This is a genomic window from Blastococcus atacamensis (assembly GCF_002938425.1).
In the GTDB taxonomy this organism is placed as follows: domain Bacteria; phylum Actinomycetota; class Actinomycetes; order Mycobacteriales; family Geodermatophilaceae; genus Blastococcus; species Blastococcus atacamensis.
In genome coordinates, this window is sequence record NZ_POQU01000014.1 from 43,957 (window position 1) to 60,022 (window position 16,066).

Below are 16,066 nucleotides of genomic sequence, written 5' to 3' on the forward strand. Positions count from 1 at the left end.
TGATCAGCGGCTGATCACCACGAGTTCGGTACACCCGGCGGCTCAGCCGCTGAAGGCGTCGATGATGTCCAGCACGGCGGGCCCCAGCAGCACGATGAACAGCGTCGGAAGGATGCAGAGGATCAGCGGGAAGATCACCTTCACCGGGATCTGCATGGCCTTCTCCTCGGCCCGCTGACGCCGCTTGAGACGCATCACCTGCGCCTGCGTCCTCAGCACGTCGGCGATGGAGACGCCGTACGCGTCAGCCTGCACGATCGCCGCGATGAAGCGCCGCAGGTCCTGCACGCCGGTCCGGTCGGCCAGCGCCAGGTAGGCGTCCCGCCGCGGCTGGCCCACCGCGATGTCCTGCAGGGTGCGGACCAGCTCCTCGGCCAGCGGGCCGGTGCCGTTCTTCCCCGCACGCGCCATGGCCGACTCGAAGCCGAGACCGGCCTCCACCGCGATGGTCATCTGGTCGAGGGTGTCCGCGAGTTCCAGCCCGATGGCCGCCTGGCGCTCCTGTCCCCGCGAGTACAGCAGCAGTTCGGGAACGAAGTAGGCCACGACGGTCACCACGACCGCGATTCCCAGCGAGAGGCCGCCGGGGTCGGCGCTCACCACAAGGGCGGACAGCGCGCCCGCGACGCCGCCCAGCACCAGCTTGGCGGCCACGAGTCGCGGCACCGGCCAGGCCGCCGGGCGCCCCGCCGTGCCGGCCAGCCGGTCCAGGCGGTCAGTGGTGCCCCCGGGGGTGAGCCCGTCGACGAGCCGGCGCAGCAGTCCGGGTCCCGCCGGCCGGGTATCCGCCGGACCGGTCAGGTCGATGCCGCGCAGCAGGTTGTCGCGAGCCCGGGCGGTCGGTGACGCGGGCCGCGCCACCAGGGCCCACCCGAGCAGCGGGACGGCGGCGGCCACCGCCAGGACGGCGGCGACGACGGGGATCGGCAGCGTGGTCATCAGAACCTGATCGCCACGGTCTTCTTGAGCCAGAACCCACCGACGCACAGCATCAGGGCGGCGGTGGCCAGCATCGCGTAGCCGGCCAGTCCCTCGGTGAACCCGGCCAGGTAACCGGGGTTGCTCATGGCGATGAAGCCGAAGACACCGAAGGGCAGCGCCATGAGCACGATCGCCGAGAGCTTCCCCTCGGCCGAGAGCGCCTTGACCTGACGGCGGATGGCGCTGCGCTCGCGGATCGTGTGCCCGACGGCGTCGAGCACCTCCGCCAGGTTGCCCCCGACCTCGCGGTGGATGCTGATCGCCTGGGCCACCCAGACGAAGTCGTCGCTGCCCATGCGCTGGGCCACCTCGTCGAGGGCGTCGCCCAGGTCCCGGCCGACCCGCGTCTCGTTGACGATCCGGGCGAACTCCTCCGAGGTGGGCGCGGAGGCATCGGTCGAGACGGCGTCCACCGCGCGCAGCAGGCTGTGCCCGGCGCGCAGGCTGCTCGCCATCAGCTGCAGCGAGTCGTCGAGCTGGTCGGCGAACGCCGCCCGGCGGCGGCTGGTGCGGAAGCGGACGAGGAGCCGGGCGCCCAGCGGGACCAGGACGAGGACGACCAGGACGAGGAGCGGGCCGCCCAGCAGGGCACCGATCGCGCCGGCGACCACGGTGACCAGGCCCGTGGCGAGGACGAAGTCGGGCAGGCTGGTGCGCATGCCGGCGGTCTCCAGCGCGGCCGCACCGGCGGCGAGGCGGCCGCGCTCGACCAGCACCTTCTCCACCGCCGCACCGGCCGCGGCGCCCGCGCCGGCCAGGGCAGAGGTCGGGGGCGCCGTCGCCGGGTCCAGCCGGCTCAGCGGGACCCGCGAGGGGCCGCCGGGCAGGACGACGAGGGCCAGCAGCAGCAGTGCGGCGGCGACCGCGGCGAGGCCGGCGACGAGCAGGACCGGTGACATCACTGCCACCCGCGGGCGGCAGCGGCCTCGCTCGCCCCGAAGACGCGCGGGGAGAGCGTGATGCCCAGCTCCTCGAAGCGCTCGGTGAAGCGCGGGCGCACCCCGGTCGGCACGGGCCTGCCGAGGAACTTCCCGGAGGCGTCCACGCCGGCGGAGTAGTCGAAGAGGAAGGCGTCCTGGAGGGTGACGGTCTCCCCTTCCATACCCTGCACCTCGGTGACGTGGGTGACCCGGCGGGTGCCGTCCCGCAGGCGGGTCAGCTGCACGACGACGTCGACGGCGGAGGCGATCTGCTCGCGGATGGCCCGCAGCGGCAGGTCCATGCCGGCCATCAGGACCAGCGTCTCGAGACGGGCGATGGCGTCGCGCGGCGAGTTCGCGTGCACCGTCGACAGCGAGCCGTCGTGACCGGTGTTCATCGCCTGCAGCATGTCCAGCGACTCACCACCACGGCACTCCCCCACCACGATCCGGTCGGGCCGCATGCGCAGGGAGTTGCGCACCAGGTCGCGGATGGTGATGGCGCCCTTGCCCTCGATGTTGGGCGGACGCGACTCCAGCCGGACGACGTGGTCCTGCTGCAGCTGCAGCTCGACGGCGTCCTCGATCGTGACGATCCGCTCGCCCTCGGGGATGAAGGAGGACAGCACGTTGAGCAGCGTCGTCTTCCCGGTGCCGGTGCCCCCGGAGACGATGATGTTCAGCCGCGCGTCCACGCAGGCGTGCAGCAGCTCGGCCATCTCCGGCGAGAGAGTGCCGAAGCCGATCAGGTCGGTGACGGTGAACGGGTCCTTGGAGAACTTGCGGATCGTCAGCGTGGAACCGCTGAAGGCCAGCGGCGGGATGATCGCGTTCACGCGGGAGCCGTCGGCGAGGCGGGCGTCGACCAGCGGCGAGGACTCGTCGATCCGTCGTCCCACCCGGGAGACGATCCGGTCGATGACCCGGCGCAGGTGCTCCTCGGAGGTGAAGAACGCGCCGGTGCGGACGAGCTTGCCGTTCTGCTCGACGTAGATGTGATCGGGGCCGTTGACCATGACCTCGCTGACGCTGTCGTCGTCGAGCAGCCGCTGCAGCGGACCGAAGCCGAGCACGTCGTCGGCCAGGTCGGCGGTCAACCGCTGCCGCTCCTCGGTGCTGAGGGGGACGTTCTCCTCCTCCACCACCGCGTCGAGCTCGCCCAGCACGATCGACCGCAGCGCGTCCTCGCCCAGTGACGGGTCGTTCATCCGGCTGCCCATGCGCTCGAACAGCGCCTTCCCGACCCGGTCCTTGAGCCGGGCGAGGGCGTCGGTCGGTGGCGCCGGCGGGGGCGCCACCGGGCGCGACGTCCGGGCGGTGGGCAGGGCGAGGTCCTCGACGGCCTGCCGGCCGCGGGCGGCCTCGAGACGGTCGGCCAGGTTCATCGCGCGGCCGCCCGGTGCTTGGCCCGGTAACGGCCGGCGGCCTTGAGCGGGGTGGCCTGGAAGCGGGTGACCAGCCGGTTGAGCTCCTTGACCATCGGGTCGCGCCGGCTGCCGGTGGCGATGAGCGGCACGCCCTGGTTGGTCGAGGGCGGGACCTTCGCCGACCGCGGGAGGACGACGTCGACGCCGGTGCCGATCGTCGTCTCGACGTCGCGCACCGACAGCCCGCCCCGGGGGTCGGCGAAGTTCATGACCACGTGCCGGCCGGCGGGGATCATGCACAGCTCGCGCAGCACGTCGAGCTCCTTGCGCAAGCCGCGCACGCCGGGAACGTCCATGCTGGTCAGCATCACGACGTCGCTGGCGCGGTCGAGGGCGGCGAGCGTCTGCTCGGACAGCCCCGGCGCGGTGTCCACGACGACGTAGCGGAACTCCCGCGCCAGCGCCGCGAGCAGCCGGGTGACGTCCTCGCCGCGCACGGTGTCTCCGGCCGCGGGCGACTCCGCGCCGCACACGGTGAACAGCCCGCTCGGGTGCTGGGTGAGGAAGGTCTTCAGGACCATCGTGTCCTCGGCCGCGGGGCCGCGGACGACGTCGGGCAGCGTGTACTCGGGCGTGAGCCCCAGCGCCGAGGCGACGTCGCCGAACTGGACGTCGAGGTCGACCAGCACCGTCGACTGCGGGGCCGAGGCGGTCAGCCCCAGCGCCAGGTTGGTCGACACCGTCGTCTTGCCCACCCCGCCCTTCGGCGAGGCGATGGTGATGACGCGGCCGGTGTAGCGCGCGGTCTCCTCGACCGGGCGCAGCACGCGGCGCCGGCCGCTGGCCGTGGAGCAGGCGCGCTCGACGGAGGCCCGGAGTTCGAGGGCGTCCGCGCCCGGCGAGACCAGGTCGCGGATGCCGGCGCGCATGGCGGCCTGCCACAGCTCGGGTGTCGGATCGGCGACCAGCACGACGCTGATCCCCGGGCTCTGCACGTCCAGCCGGGCGGCGAGGCCCAGCGCCTCCTCGACGGTCGCCTCCGGGCCGATGACCAGCACCTCGGGCAGCTCGCCGTCGAGGAGCTGCTCGAACAGCCGGGACGGCTCGCCGGGGAGGCGGCCGGGCGGCAGCACCGACAGGTCGCCGTCGGTGGCCTGCTTGATGCGGAGGATGAGGTCCTCGTCGGCAGCGGCGAGCACGACGCGGCTCATGAGAAGTCCTTCCCGTAGATGACCGTCGGGTCGACGACCTCGGTGCCGGAGGTGTCGGCTTCGGCCGGCTCCAGCGAGAGCCAGAGGGCGCCGTGCTCCATGCCGAAGACGACGGCCTCGGCCTGCGCCGCCGTGACGGCGAGCGTGACCATCAGGCTGGACGTGGGGGCCGGACCGGCGCCGGAGGACGCCGTCTGGGTGCCCTCGGCGGCGGGCGCGGCGACCGGCGCCCCCTGCACCTGGGTGACCAGGACCTGGTGCAGGACCGCGTGCGTGCGGGCGTCCGACAGCGACACCAGGACGCCCACGGTGTCGCCGGCGGTCAGGCGGCCACCGACCGCCCGCTGCGGGTCGAGGAGGACCGACACCTCCTGCAGGCCGGCCGGCACCTCGACGATGCCCGGCCCGCGGACGTCGTCCGGAGCGGCGAAGCGGCCGGCGATCAGCTGCTCCCCCGGCTGCAGGTCGACCGTGGCCACCTGGCCCGCGAGGTCGCTCAGGGCGGTGACCCGGCCGGGCACGGCGGCCTTCGCGGGCACCGGCTCGGAGCTCACCAGATCCGCGAGCTGCTCGGCCGGGGTGCCGGCCGGGATCGGTTCGACGACCACGAGCACGTCGACCGTGCGGGCCCCGGCCAGGGCGCGGGCGTCCGCGCCACGCACGTAGGCCAGCAGGACCCCGGCTCCGACGAGGAGCAGGACGAGTGCCGCGACGGCGGCGAGGATGCGACGTCTCACTGTCGGCCCCCTATCGGATCAGTCGGAGGACGGAGGCCCCGAGGCTCGGGGCGTCGGGGCTGTAGGACCAGGCGTCGGAGAGCTCGACGAAGCGGGTGAAGTAGCCCGAGACGCAGCGCTCGTTGCCGTTGCACGGCTTGGGCTCGGTCTTGAACTGGCCGGTGAAGTGGTAGCCGATGAGGTGGAAGGCGGCATAGCCGTACACCTCGTACCACCCGCTCGTGCCCGTCCCGCCGTACCGCTCGTAGATGGGCATCAGCACCGTGTCGCCGACCAGAGCCGCGAAGTCGGCGGCGTCGCAGCCCTGCGGCGGCGACTCACCGGGGTCGGACTGCAGGGGCTCGTCGACGGAGCTGGTCGCCTCGCAACCGCCCGCGTCGGTCTTCACGAAGCCGAACCCGCCGGGGATCGCGTTGCCCGAGGGGCCCGTGCAGGTGGTGCCGTCGGACTTGGACAGCTTGATGACCTGGAGCGTGGTCGCCGACGGCAGCCCGCCGCCGGTCTGCTTCTCGAACGAGCACCAAGAGAACGCCAGGGGCAGCATCGCGGTGCCGCCGGTGGGGCTACCCCAGCCGACGGTCGCGGTCGCCGAGACGCCGGTGGACTCGTGCCCGATGATCGGCGCGAACCAGTGGTCCTTCGGCGTGCTCCCGGTGACGGTCACGCTGATCGGATCGGTGCCGAGGACGGGCTGCCCCGCCGTCCCCTCGGGGTCGTTCGCGAGCAGGAGGGCCGTGGCGGTGGCGAGCATGTCACCGCAGTTGCCGCGGGCGCAGTCCTGGGCGACCGCGATGGCAGCCGCGTCGGCGGCCACCTGGAGGCGGGCCCGCTCGGCGTACAGCGCGCCGACGTCGACGGCGATGGCCGCGAACCCGAGCACCGGCACGAGGAGCAGCGACACCAGAACGGCCGCGGCGCCGTCCTGACGGGCGAGCCGCCCGCGCAGCCGGGAGGTCAGCCGTTGCATCGCATGACCCCCGTTCCGTCCAGCGTCAGGCCGGCTCCGAAGAAGTCGGTGAGGAAGGGCATGGGATAGGTGATGGTCAGCCGCACGGTGCTGCCGGTCGGGCCGTCGCACCCACCCGGGCTGATGGTGATCTGCGCGTCGGTGATGTCCGGATCCAGCGAGTCCGCGGCGAACCGGGCGGCCGCCCTGGCGGCGGCCGGATCGTTCTGCAGGGCCATGGTGCGGACGCCCTCGCGGGCGGCGGCGGAGATCGTGCCCTGCACCTGGAAGGCGCGGCCGAACTCGGCGATGCCGAGGACGAGGAGGAGCAGCAGCGGGACGACGAAGGCGAACTCCACCGCACTCGCACCGCGCTCGTCGCGCAGTCGGAACCACATGCCCGTTCCCACCTCCCTCCCTCGTGCGGCGACGCAGCGGCCCCCGTGCGGGGACCGCTGCGTCGTCACAGCCGCGACCGGTTCAGGTACAGGTCAGCTGCCCGCCGGAGCACCCTCGGCGGCGCCGCCGAGCTTGCCGGTGATGGTCTCGAAGAGCGTGCCGAGCTGGTCGCCCAGCGCGGTGACGGCGACGATGATGACGACGGCGATCAGGCCGACCATGAGGCCGTACTCGACGGCGGTCGCGCCCTTCTCCTCCTTGCGCAGGCGGTCCTGGGCGAAGGCGACGAAGGTGGTCAGAGCGACGAAGGGGTTCAGCATCTGTATTGCTCCCTGAGGTGTCGGCCGGTCCGGATCGGGTCGGGTGACCCGGCCTCGCGGCTGCTGCAGGGAGTTGTCGTGCGTGGCGGTCCGGGACTTGAGCGTTCTTCACCCGGTCCACGGACCCGCGCCCGCCATTCGGGTTACACCTCGCGGCCTCTCATCACGCTCGGTGAGGGATCGGGCAGCGGATCAGGTCAGCAGGACCCCGCTCGAGCCCACCACGAGCGCCGCGCCGACCAGCATGGCCGGGCCGAAGGGCATCTGCGCCTTCAGCGTGATCCGGCGGGCGGCCAGCAGCAGGAGCGCCAGGGCCGCCTGGACGACGAACCCGGCGAACGCCCCGAGCAGCACCGCGCCCCAGCCGAGCCAGCCGAGCACCAGTCCCAGGAGCGCCGCGAGCTTCACGTCGCCCATGCCCATCGCCCCGGGAGACAGCAGCGCCATCCCCAGGTAGACGGCGAAGAGCACCGCGGCGGCCAGGAGCGCGCGGAGCAGCGAGTTCCAGGCTCCGTCGACGGCTGCCGCCAGCGCCAGCAGCGCCGCCGTGACCACCAGGGCCGGGACAACCACGCGGTTCGGCAGCAACCGGTGCCGGAGGTCCACCACCGTCAGGAGCACACCGGCTGCGACCACGGCCAGGAAGGCGGGCAGCTCCCAGGCCGGCCCGAAGCGCAGGGCGGTCAGCGCGAACAGCAGCGCCGTCAGCAGCTCCAGCACCGGCGGCCGGACCGCCCGACCCGACCGCTCGCCGGAGCCGCCCCAAGGGAAGGACGCCGCGGCGCGGTTCGCCGCGGCGCCCGCACCCAGACCGACGGCGGCCGACACCGCGACGACCACCGCCGTCACGGCGTGCGAAGCGGAGCGGCGGACACGGACCCACCCTGGCACAGCCGACGCTCCGCACCTGGCACCGCCGGACCGGGCCGCCGCGATCCCGCAGGCGCCGTCAGCGGATGCCGTTCCACCAGTTCCTGACCGCCGTGCGGGCGGAGCGCCCTGCCGCGAGCAACTGGTCGGTCGCGCCGGGGCGCGCTCCGAGCCGCGACTCGAGTCCGGCGAGCCGGTCCTCCAACGCACGGAGCCGCGCGCCGGACGGCTGCCGGGCAGGCTGGACGGCGATCTCGGCGAGCCCGTCGGAGAGCCCGCCGATCAGCAGAGCGACCTCGGCGGGCAGCAGCTGAGCCGTGCCGACGCACGTGTCGCCGCGCCACAGGCTGAGGCTCGTCACTCCGACGTCGGCGTGGGCCGAGACGCGGACGCTGCGCCCCTGGCCTCGGAGGTCGCCGACCCATTGCCCGTGCCGAGGAAGCGGGATCACCGTCATGGACAGAGGCTGGTGATCGCCGTCCCGCGTGTCAAGACGCATCCGTACCGCATCTAGCTGCCGCCGGGAGGACGACGGACGAGTCGACCTGTACGCCGGGTTCTGTCCACGGGTGCCTTGCGGCCTCCCGATGGGCGGTCATCCATCTAGGCCTGCCGTTGCCGGCAGGCTCGAGCGATCTACCCGCAGGCTCGGGCGGGCCGCCCTCGAACGCCTGCGCAGGACGGCGGCGAACCGTCGTCCCTTCTTGATCTAGCTCCGGGTGGGGTTTACCGAGCCACACCGGTCGCCCGGTGTGCGGTGGTCTCTTACACCACCGTTTCACCCTTACCAGCGCGAGCGCTGGCGGTCTGTTCTCTGTGGCACTGTCCCGCGGGTCACCCCGGGTCGCCGTTAACGACCACCCTGCCCTGTGGAGCCCGGACGTTCCTCGGCGACGGGGTCTCCCCCGCCGACGCGACCGCCCAGCCGACTCGTCCGTCGTGCCGGCCAGTCTAGGCGGTGACCACCTGCGCTCCTGCCCCCTGGAGGCAGAACCGCACCTGCGGGTTCACCGACCCGCCACCGGAGCCGATGACCCGACCGTGCAGGCTGCTCTGCGTTCCCGGTTGCTGCCCCGGGCGCCCATGCGGACGACGGCGCTCGTCATCGTCACCGGTGTGGTCGGGCTGCTCGTGGGCAGCGGCCGACCGGAGGCCAGCTCGCCGTCGGACATGGGCGCACTGCGCGTGCTGGTCACGCTGCTGCTGCACGGGATCCTGCTGGCGCTGCTCGTCCGGCGGGAGCGCGAGGTGCCGCTGCCCACCGAACAGTTCGAGGAGTTGCCGGCCGGCCTCCCCTCCCCGGCCTGACCGGCGCGGCTCAGCCCCAGTAGAGGCGGAACCCGACCCGTCGGCGGCCGTCCTCGGTCGTGGTCGACATGTCCACGACCTGACGGGCCTGCTGCTCCACCGGGTCGTCGGACAGGAGTTCCAGGTAGCGGCGGTGCTCGACCAGCGAGGCGACGGCGAGCTCGACGGCGTCGCTGACGTCCACCTCGTGCGGTGGGTCGTTCAGCTCGCTGACGGCGATGTACTGCACGCCCCGCCACGGGTCCTCCGCCAGCTCCGGGAAGATCCACTCGTTGCCGGCGTCGGCCACCGCGTCCAGCACGCTCTGCCCGAGCGCCTGGTGGTCGGCGGAGTTGAGGTAGGCCGGTGAAACCCCGGGCGGGGTCCAGGTCGGCCCGAAGTATCCGGTGACGACGAGCTCGGGCCGGTGCCGCCGAATAGCTCCGGCGAGGTCGCGGCGCAGCTCGGGCCCGGCCTGCAGGACGCCGTCCCGGTGGTCCAGGAACTCGACCTCCGACACCCCCACGACGGCGGCCGAGCGGCGCTCCTCCTCCTCGCGCAGCGGTCCCGCCTGCGCCGGTGGCACGCCGGCCATCCCTGCCTCCCCTCGGGTGGCCAGCAGGTAGTGCACCTCCTTGCCGGCCGCCGTCCACACCGCGACGGCGGCGGCCAGGCCGTACTCGATGTCGTCGGGATGGGCGGCGATGACGAGGGCGCGCTGCCAGTCGTCGGGCATCGGGGAGGGAGGCATGGAAGGGAGTCTGCCGGGTGGCTCAACGTCCACGGGCGACGTCGAGCGCGGCGGTGACCATCGGGACCTGCAGCGGGAGCCGGCCGATCGCGACCGCCATCGGCAGCGGCTTCCGGGGGATCACCCGGAACGTGTGCAGGTGCGCCGGCACGAACGCCAGCAGCAGCCCCGCGGCCGCCCAGCCGCCCAGCCGGCGGGTCGCGGGAAGCGCCAGCAGGCCCGCGGTGCCGATCTCCGCCACCCCGGTGGCCAGCACCCAGGTGCGCTGGTCCCCCAGCTCGGGCGGCACCAGCCAGTCGTACATCCGGGGTCGCACCAGGTGCAGCACGCCGCCTCCGCCCAGCAACGCGGCCAGCAGCGACGCCTTGCCGGGCTTCCTCACGAGGTCACCGTAGGTTGGCCCGGTGTCCGCCGCTGATCTCGTCGTCGCGGCCGCGGTGGCGCTGGTCGCCGGGGTCATCAACTCGATCGCCGGCGGCGGATCGCTGATCCTCTTCCCGACGCTGGTCGCCCTGGGGCTGCCCACAGTCGCGGCCAACGTGACCAACTCGGTCGCCCAGTGGCCGGGCTACCTCGGCGGGGTCGTCGGCTTCCGCGCCGAGTACGCCGGGCAGCGCAGCCGGCTGGTGCGGTTCGGGGCGGTCGCGGTGGCCGGTGGCGCCACCGGCAGCGTGCTGCTGCTCACCACCCCGACGGAGTCCTTCGACGTCGTCGTCCCCGTGCTGGTGCTCCTGGCCGCCGTGCTGCTCGCCGTGCAGCCCCTGCTCACGCGGCGGATCGGGGACCGGGCCGACGGCGCACCCCGGCGCGACCCCGTCTGGCTGCACGTCGCGCTGTTCCTGGCCACCGTCTACGGCGGCTACTTCGGCGGTGCGCTCGGTGTGATCCTCGTCGGCGTCCTGGGCATCGGGCTGCACCGGCTGAAGCTCGCCAACGCGCTGAAGTCCGCCCTGTCCGCCGTCACCGCCACCGTCACCCTCGTGGTGTTCGGCATCTTCGGGCCGATGGACTGGGCGGTCGTCGCGGTCGCGGCACCGGCGAGCCTCGTGGGCGGGTTCGTCGGCGCCCGGATCGCCACCCGCATCCCCGTCGCGCCGCTGCGGGTGCTGATCGTGGTGTTCGCCGTCGCCGTGTCCGCCTACCTGTTCGCGCGGATCTGAGCCCTAGCGCAGGTGGGCGGTGTCGTTCACCAGCCGCACGGCGGTGCGCCCGTCCGAGGACCACGCGACGGTGCACAGCGACGCCGCCTCCAGGAACACCCGGTGCACGACGTCGTCGCCGGCACCGAGCCCGGCGGCCAGCATGAGCTTGATCGGCGTGACGTGGCTGACGACGAGCACGGTCTTCCCGGCGTACTGCGTGAGCACCCGCTGCCGGGCCCGGGCGACGCGGGCGCTGACGTCGGCGACCGACTCCCCGCCGGGAGCCGCCACCCGCACGTCGGACAGGAACCGGCGCACGGCCAGCGGGAACTTCTGCCGTGCCTCGTCGCCCGACAGGCCCTCGAGGTCGCCGAAGTCGAGCTCGACCAGGTCGTCGTCGAACGCGACCGGCAGCCCCAGCACGGCGGCGACGGTCTCCGCCGTCTCCCGGGTGCGGCGCAGCGGGGAGGCGATCACCACGTCGATGCCCAGCGCCGCCACCCGGTGCGCGGCGGCCTCGGCCTCGGCACGGCCGGTGCGCGACAGCGGCAGGTCGTTGCGCCCGCTGAACCGGCGCTCGGGGGTGTGCTCGGTCTGCCCGTGCCGCAGCAGGTGGGTGACCGTGGTGACGACCGGAGCCGGTTCGACCGTGGGCTGCACGTCGTCCTCCAGGACCACGGCCTCCACGGCGGCGTCCCGGTGGATGGGCCTGCCGTCCATCGCGCTGTTGGCCAGCGCGTCGGCGGCACCGTTCTGCGCCCGCGGCACCCACGTGTAGCGGACCTGACCGAGCTGCCGGGCGATCTGCTGGGCCTGCAGGGCGAGCTTCTGCATGTCCGGGTGCTTGACCTTCCAGCGTCCGGACATCTGCTCGACGACGAGCTTGGAGTCCATCCGGACCTCCACCGACGCCGTCGGGTCGAGGTCCAGCGCCGCCTGCAGGCCGGCCACCAGGCCCCCGTACTCGGCGACGTTGTTCGTCGCGCGACCGACCGACGCCGCGCGCTCGGCCAGCACCCGACCGGTCTCGGCGTCCCGGACGAGCGCGCCGTAGCCCGCGGGACCGGGGTTCCCCCGCGACCCGCCATCGGCCTCGACGACGAACCGCCGGGTCACGGTGTCCCCCGTTCGACCCCGGGCTCGTTCCGCTCCCCGGTCGCCGCCGCTGCCTGCTCGCCCGTCGTCCTCACAGCCCGGACTCTGCGGTGCGGACGAGGATCCGCGCGCAGTTCTCGCAGCGCACGACCTCGTGCGGATCGGCGTTGCGCACGGCAGCCAGCTCGCGCCCGTTCAGCTCGATCCGGCAGCCCTGGCACTGCCGCGCCCGGAGCATGGCGGCGCCGGTGGTGCCCGTCTGGGTGCGGATGCGGTCGTAGAGGGTCAGCAGCGGGGCGGAGATCCCGCCGGCCACCGCGGCACGGGCCGCCTCGTGCCGGTTGGTGCCGTCGGTGATGTCGGCGAGCGCGTCGTCGCGCAGCTGCTCGGCCCGCTCCCGGGCGGCCCGCGCCTCGTCGCGGCCCTGCTCGGCCTCCCGGAGGGCGGCCTCGGCGGTCTCCAGGCTCTCCATGAGCTCGAGCTCCTGGTCCTCCAGATCCGACTGACGGCGCGACAGAGACTGCAGCTCGTGCTGCAGGTCGGTCATCTGCTTGGGCGAGACGCTGCCGGAGTCGAGCAGCTTCTGGTCCTTGGCCGCCCGTGCCCGGACCGTCTCGACGTCGCCCTCGAGCCGCTTGACCTCGCGCTGGAGGTCGCGGACCGCGGTCTCGGCGCGCACGACGTCGTCGGCGAGGGTGCGCTCGGCCTGCGCCGCGGCCTCCACGGCCGCCGCCTCCGGCAGGGTGCGCCGGCGGTGCGCGAGCTGGGTGAGTGCGACGTCCTCCGCCGCCAGCTCCAGGAGCTTCTGCTGCTCGAAATGGTCGGCCTTCACGCGGTGAACCTACCTGGGCAGCGTCATGCCCACGGCGCCCCTGCAGGATCCTGCCCCAGCGCGGCGAACCGGTGACCGCCGCTCGCCCGCCTCAGCCCGCCGCGTGCCTGCCGCCGCCCTCCTCCTGGCCCGCGCGGCAGGTCCAGGGGTCGGTGCGCCGGCCGGAGACGACGACCTCCACCCGGCCGCCCAGGTCGGTACGCAGCACCTCCGCGGCGACCGGGAGCCATGGCCACTCGGAGGCGAAGTGGGCGACGTCGCAGAGCGCCGGCCCCTGCACCTCCAGCGCCTCGCTCGTCGGGTGGTGCTTGAGGTCGCTGGTGAGCAGGACGTCCGCCCCGGCCGCCGCGGCCGCGCCCAGGAGCGATCCGCCGCTGCCGCCGCAGACCGCGACCGTGCGCACCACCCGGTCCGGGTCGCCGGCTGCCCGCACGCCGCCCGCCGTGGCGGGGAGCGACGCCGCGGCGTGCTCGGTGAACTCCCGGAGGGTCAGCGGCTCGGGCAGCCGGCCCACGCGCCCGAGGCCGGCCCGCGGATCGGCGTCGGGCTCCAGCGGAACCGCGTCCGCCAGCCCCAGGGCCGCCGCCAGCGCGTCGTTGACCCCGTGCTCGGGCGCCCGGTCGGCGTTCGTGTGCGCCACCAGCAGCGCGGCACCCGCCCGCACGAGGCGGTGCACCAGCCGGCCCTTCGGGTGGTCGGCCGGGACGCCGTGCACCGGCGTCAGGAACAGCGGGTGATGGGTGACGAGGAGCTGCGCGCCGGTCTCCAGCACCTCGTCGACGACGGCGGCGGTCGGGTCGACGGCGAACAGCACCTTTGCCACCAGCTCGTCGCGGTCGCCGCACACCAGGCCGACCGCGTCCCAGCTCTCGGCGAGCGCGGGCGGGTAGCGGGCGTCGAGGGCGGCGAGGACCTCACCGAGCAGCACGGGCACGGCTCCGCAGCGTAGGCGTCGACGGCGCGACCGCCGCGTCGGAATGACAAGCTCTAGGCGTGGCGGACGAGCGGCGTCGGGACCGGGGCCTGCGCGCTCCCGCCTGGCTCGAGGAGCTGCTGCGCACGACGCCACCGCGGGTGCCCTGGCGGGACGTCACCCGGTTCGCCGTCGCGGTGCCGACGCCCCTGGCCGTCGCGATGGTGGTGGGCGGGGGCCTGGACTCCGGGGCGATCCTCGGCGCCGGTGTCTTCGGCACGATGGGCGCGCTGGCCGCATCCCTCGCCCCCCAGCCCGGGCCGCTGCGCGAACGGCTCCGGCGGATCGCCGCGGCGACCACCTTCGGCACGCTCGGGCTGCTCGCCGGCCAGTTCGCGACCGGCGGCGGCTGGGCACCCGTGGTCGTCATCGCGCTGCTGTCCGCGGCGGCGGCGCTGATCAGCGCGGTCAACTCCGCGCTCTCGCTGGGCGCTTTGCAGCTGCTGATCTACACCGCGCTCGCGTCGGGGCTCATCACCCCGCTGTCGGCGGCCGGCGAGGTCGGCTTCTTCCTCTGCGGGGCTGCCTGGGCCACGCTCGCGACCCTCGTGCAGATCCGCACCGAGCCCGTCGACCCCGACCGCTCCTCCGTCGCCACGGTGTTCACCCGGATCGCCGAGCTGCTCACCGTCGCCGGCACCGACACCGCACCGGCCGCGCGACGGGCGCTGACCACCGCGCTGAACGCGGCCTACGACCGCGTCATCCGCAGCCGCAGCCGGTCGGCAGGGCGCAGCCGGGAGCTCAGCGAGCTGGCCGGCGTCCTCAACGCGGCGGCGGTGCTGGTCGAGGGGGCCGTGGCCACCGCCGTCGCCGGCGTGCAGGCCGACCCGCAGGACGTCGCGGCGGCACACGCGCTGGCGGCCGCGGTCTCCGGGAGCCGGCCGCTCCCCGAGGACCAGCCACCCGAGCGGACCGAGGGGCATCCGGCCCTCCGCGCGGTCCGCCACGGCGTGCGCCTGGCGTGGGCCGTCGTCGGCGATCCCGAGGAGCGGGCGCGCGCGGCAGCCCTCCAGCCCGCCGTCAGTCTCCCGGCTCGGCTGCGGGACGTCGTCGACCGGACCCTGGCCAGCGCCGACGCCCGCGGCTTCGCCGTCCGCCTCGCGCTGTGCATGTCGATCGCGGAGATCGCCCGCCAGTACCTGCCCTTCGAGCGCCCCTACTGGGTGCTGCTCACCGTGGCGATCGTGCTGAAGCCCGACTTCGGCTCGGTCTTCACCCGGGCGATCCAGCGCGGTGCGGGCACGCTGCTCGGCGTCCTGCTGGGCTCGGCACTGCTGGCGGTCCTGCCCCGCAACGGCTGGGTGGTCGTCGCCCTGGCCTGCGCGGCCGCCGTGCTGCCCTGGGCGCGGGACACCAACTTCGGGTTGTTCTCCGTCTTCCAGACGCCGCTGATCATCCTGATGCTGGACCTCGCACTGCCCGGCGGCCCGGCGCTGGTCGGCGCCCGGCTGCTCGACACCCTCGTCGGCTGCGCGATCGTCCTGGTGTTCGGGTACCTGCTCTGGCCGCAGACCTGGCGGGCGCCCCTGGACCAGGCGCTGCGCGAGGCCGCCATCGCCCTCGACGGCTTCGTCGACGCCGCCTTCACCGGCAGCCCCGCCGAGCGGCGCCGGGCCCGCCGTCGCAACTACCGGGCACTGACCGAGCTGCAGACCCAGCTCCAGCGCCGGCTGGCCGAGCCGCCCCCCATCAGCACCCGGGCGGCGGCCTGGTGGCCGGTCATCGTGCAGCTGGAGCGCACCTCCGACGCCATCACCGGGGCGGTGATCGCCACCCGCGGGGGCGAGCCGGCGCCCGACCTCGCCCAGGTCGCCACCCTGCGCCGGGCCATCCGCCGGCTCGAGGACGACGTGCGGGAGCACCGGCCGCCCGACGACGCCGAGCTGCACGCCGACGGGGTGCTGGCGCCGGTCGCCCGGGAGGTCGACGCCGTCCGCCGGCTGGTGCGCGAGTCCGCCCCCACCTGGCGCGCGCCGCACTGACCGACCGCCGCCGCCCTTCGGGGCGCGTTCCGACGCTCGTGCGCGAGGGCGCGCCGTCCGAGCCCTCCGCTCCGGTGCTCCTGCGCATGCGGGCGGTAGCGCGGAGGCGGGCCGGTTCGGGTTGCGCCGCCGGCGGGAGGGCCCTGGGATGGCGCGGTGCCCAGGGACCTGCCGCCGCTGACCCTCCCGCCGCTGTCGGCCCTGTTCATTATAAACATCTACATGCCCACGAGAACGTACTAGATATCGG

Annotated in this window: 18 protein-coding genes and 1 other RNA gene; 3 read left to right on the forward strand and 16 right to left on the reverse strand. The window is 74.2% G+C overall.

Going from position 1 to position 16,066, the window contains the following annotated elements:
* Positions 1-42: 42 nt before the first annotated feature.
* The 11 genes from C5508_RS05890 to rnpB form a co-directional block, all read right to left on the reverse strand.
* Entirely contained in the window at positions 43-939 is an 897-nt protein-coding gene (locus C5508_RS05890; protein WP_104524016.1) for a type II secretion system F family protein, read from the reverse strand.
* Positions 939-1,880, reverse strand: a complete 942-nt coding sequence (locus C5508_RS05895) for a type II secretion system F family protein (protein WP_104524017.1) — start codon at positions 1,878-1,880, stop codon at positions 939-941. Before C5508_RS05895 ends, C5508_RS05890 begins: the two co-directional genes overlap by 1 nt.
* Positions 1,880-3,286: a CpaF family protein gene (locus C5508_RS05900; protein WP_104524018.1), complete on the reverse strand. Its 1,407-nt coding sequence runs from the start codon at positions 3,284-3,286 to the stop codon at positions 1,880-1,882. Before C5508_RS05900 ends, C5508_RS05895 begins: the two co-directional genes overlap by 1 nt.
* The gene (locus C5508_RS05905) at positions 3,283-4,479 is read right to left on the reverse strand and encodes an AAA family ATPase (RefSeq protein WP_104524019.1); all 1,197 of its coding nucleotides are present in this window, start codon (positions 4,477-4,479) and stop codon (positions 3,283-3,285) included. The genes C5508_RS05900 and C5508_RS05905 overlap by 4 nt, the downstream gene beginning before the upstream one ends.
* Positions 4,476-5,216, reverse strand: coding sequence for a Flp pilus assembly protein CpaB (gene cpaB, locus C5508_RS05910; protein ID WP_104524020.1), 741 nt, complete (start codon positions 5,214-5,216; stop codon positions 4,476-4,478). The genes C5508_RS05905 and cpaB overlap by 4 nt, the downstream gene beginning before the upstream one ends.
* A gap of 10 nt (positions 5,217-5,226) precedes the next feature.
* Positions 5,227-6,183, reverse strand: coding sequence for a pilus assembly protein TadG-related protein (locus C5508_RS05915; RefSeq protein WP_104524021.1), 957 nt, complete (start codon positions 6,181-6,183; stop codon positions 5,227-5,229).
* Complete coding sequence (locus tag C5508_RS05920) at positions 6,171-6,560, reverse strand: TadE/TadG family type IV pilus assembly protein (protein ID WP_104524022.1); 390 nt, start codon at positions 6,558-6,560, stop codon at positions 6,171-6,173. Before C5508_RS05920 ends, C5508_RS05915 begins: the two co-directional genes overlap by 13 nt.
* A gap of 93 nt (positions 6,561-6,653) precedes the next feature.
* On the reverse strand, positions 6,654-6,881 hold the full coding sequence (locus C5508_RS05925) for a Flp family type IVb pilin (protein ID WP_104524023.1): 228 nt from the start codon (positions 6,879-6,881) through the stop codon (positions 6,654-6,656).
* 192 nt (positions 6,882-7,073) lie between these two features.
* The gene (locus C5508_RS05930) at positions 7,074-7,730 is read right to left on the reverse strand and encodes a prepilin peptidase (protein WP_104524024.1); all 657 of its coding nucleotides are present in this window, start codon (positions 7,728-7,730) and stop codon (positions 7,074-7,076) included.
* Between the two features lie 100 nt (positions 7,731-7,830).
* Positions 7,831-8,208, reverse strand: a complete 378-nt coding sequence (locus tag C5508_RS05935) for a hypothetical protein (RefSeq protein WP_104524025.1) — start codon at positions 8,206-8,208, stop codon at positions 7,831-7,833.
* 75 nt (positions 8,209-8,283) lie between these two features.
* Positions 8,284-8,684, reverse strand: an RNA gene (gene rnpB / locus C5508_RS05940) — RNase P RNA component class A.
* A gap of 108 nt (positions 8,685-8,792) precedes the next feature.
* Here rnpB and C5508_RS05945 point away from each other — a divergent pair.
* Complete coding sequence (locus tag C5508_RS05945; RefSeq protein WP_157944002.1) at positions 8,793-9,059, forward strand: hypothetical protein; 267 nt, start codon at positions 8,793-8,795, stop codon at positions 9,057-9,059.
* Positions 9,060-9,069: 10 nt separating this feature from the next.
* Here the strand turns inward: C5508_RS05945 and C5508_RS05950 are convergent, their stop codons facing one another.
* Positions 9,070-9,789, reverse strand: a complete 720-nt coding sequence (locus C5508_RS05950) for a PIG-L deacetylase family protein (RefSeq protein WP_104524027.1) — start codon at positions 9,787-9,789, stop codon at positions 9,070-9,072.
* Positions 9,790-9,811: 22 nt separating this feature from the next.
* Complete coding sequence (locus C5508_RS05955; RefSeq protein ID WP_232796945.1) at positions 9,812-10,171, reverse strand: DoxX family protein; 360 nt, start codon at positions 10,169-10,171, stop codon at positions 9,812-9,814.
* A gap of 22 nt (positions 10,172-10,193) precedes the next feature.
* Here C5508_RS05955 and C5508_RS05960 point away from each other — a divergent pair, with 22 nt between their 5' ends.
* Positions 10,194-10,949 (forward strand): sulfite exporter TauE/SafE family protein, encoded by a 756-nt coding sequence (locus C5508_RS05960; RefSeq protein WP_104524028.1) that lies wholly within the window; start codon positions 10,194-10,196, stop codon positions 10,947-10,949.
* A gap of 3 nt (positions 10,950-10,952) precedes the next feature.
* Here C5508_RS05960 and C5508_RS05965 read toward each other — a convergent pair whose 3' ends face one another.
* From C5508_RS05965 to C5508_RS05975, 3 genes are all read right to left on the reverse strand, one after another.
* A complete protein-coding gene (locus C5508_RS05965; RefSeq protein WP_104524029.1) occupies positions 10,953-12,047 on the reverse strand; it encodes a bifunctional RNase H/acid phosphatase in 1,095 nt (364 codons plus the stop codon).
* 70 nt (positions 12,048-12,117) lie between these two features.
* Positions 12,118-12,858, reverse strand: a complete 741-nt coding sequence (locus tag C5508_RS05970; RefSeq protein ID WP_104524030.1) for a zinc ribbon domain-containing protein — start codon at positions 12,856-12,858, stop codon at positions 12,118-12,120.
* Between the two features lie 91 nt (positions 12,859-12,949).
* Positions 12,950-13,792 carry a Nif3-like dinuclear metal center hexameric protein gene (locus C5508_RS05975; protein WP_104524031.1) on the reverse strand — a complete coding sequence of 281 codons (843 nt, stop codon included), beginning with the start codon at positions 13,790-13,792 and terminating at the stop codon, positions 12,950-12,952.
* 59 nt (positions 13,793-13,851) lie between these two features.
* Here C5508_RS05975 and C5508_RS05980 point away from each other — a divergent pair, with 59 nt between their 5' ends.
* The gene (locus tag C5508_RS05980; RefSeq protein WP_104524032.1) at positions 13,852-15,816 is read left to right on the forward strand and encodes an FUSC family protein; all 1,965 of its coding nucleotides are present in this window, start codon (positions 13,852-13,854) and stop codon (positions 15,814-15,816) included.
* Positions 15,817-16,066 lie beyond the last annotated feature (250 nt).

What these genes read in the sequence shown, in the direction of transcription:
- C5508_RS05890 (WP_104524016.1), bottom strand. Translation starts at nt 939, where the DNA reads ATGACCACGCTGCCGATCCCCGTCGTCGCCGCCGTCCTGGCGGTGGCC.
- C5508_RS05895 (WP_104524017.1), bottom strand. Translation starts at nt 1,880, where the DNA reads ATGTCACCGGTCCTGCTCGTCGCCGGCCTCGCCGCGGTCGCCGCCGCA.
- C5508_RS05900 (WP_104524018.1), bottom strand. Translation starts at nt 3,286, where the DNA reads ATGAACCTGGCCGACCGTCTCGAGGCCGCCCGCGGCCGGCAGGCCGTC.
- C5508_RS05905 (WP_104524019.1), bottom strand. Translation starts at nt 4,479, where the DNA reads ATGAGCCGCGTCGTGCTCGCCGCTGCCGACGAGGACCTCATCCTCCGC.
- C5508_RS05915 (WP_104524021.1), bottom strand. Translation starts at nt 6,183, where the DNA reads ATGCAACGGCTGACCTCCCGGCTGCGCGGGCGGCTCGCCCGTCAGGAC.
- C5508_RS05920 (WP_104524022.1), bottom strand. Translation starts at nt 6,560, where the DNA reads ATGTGGTTCCGACTGCGCGACGAGCGCGGTGCGAGTGCGGTGGAGTTC.
- C5508_RS05925 (WP_104524023.1), bottom strand. Translation starts at nt 6,881, where the DNA reads ATGCTGAACCCCTTCGTCGCTCTGACCACCTTCGTCGCCTTCGCCCAG.
- C5508_RS05935 (WP_104524025.1), bottom strand. Translation starts at nt 8,208, where the DNA reads ATGACGGTGATCCCGCTTCCTCGGCACGGGCAATGGGTCGGCGACCTC.
- C5508_RS05950 (WP_104524027.1), bottom strand. Translation starts at nt 9,789, where the DNA reads ATGCCTCCCTCCCCGATGCCCGACGACTGGCAGCGCGCCCTCGTCATC.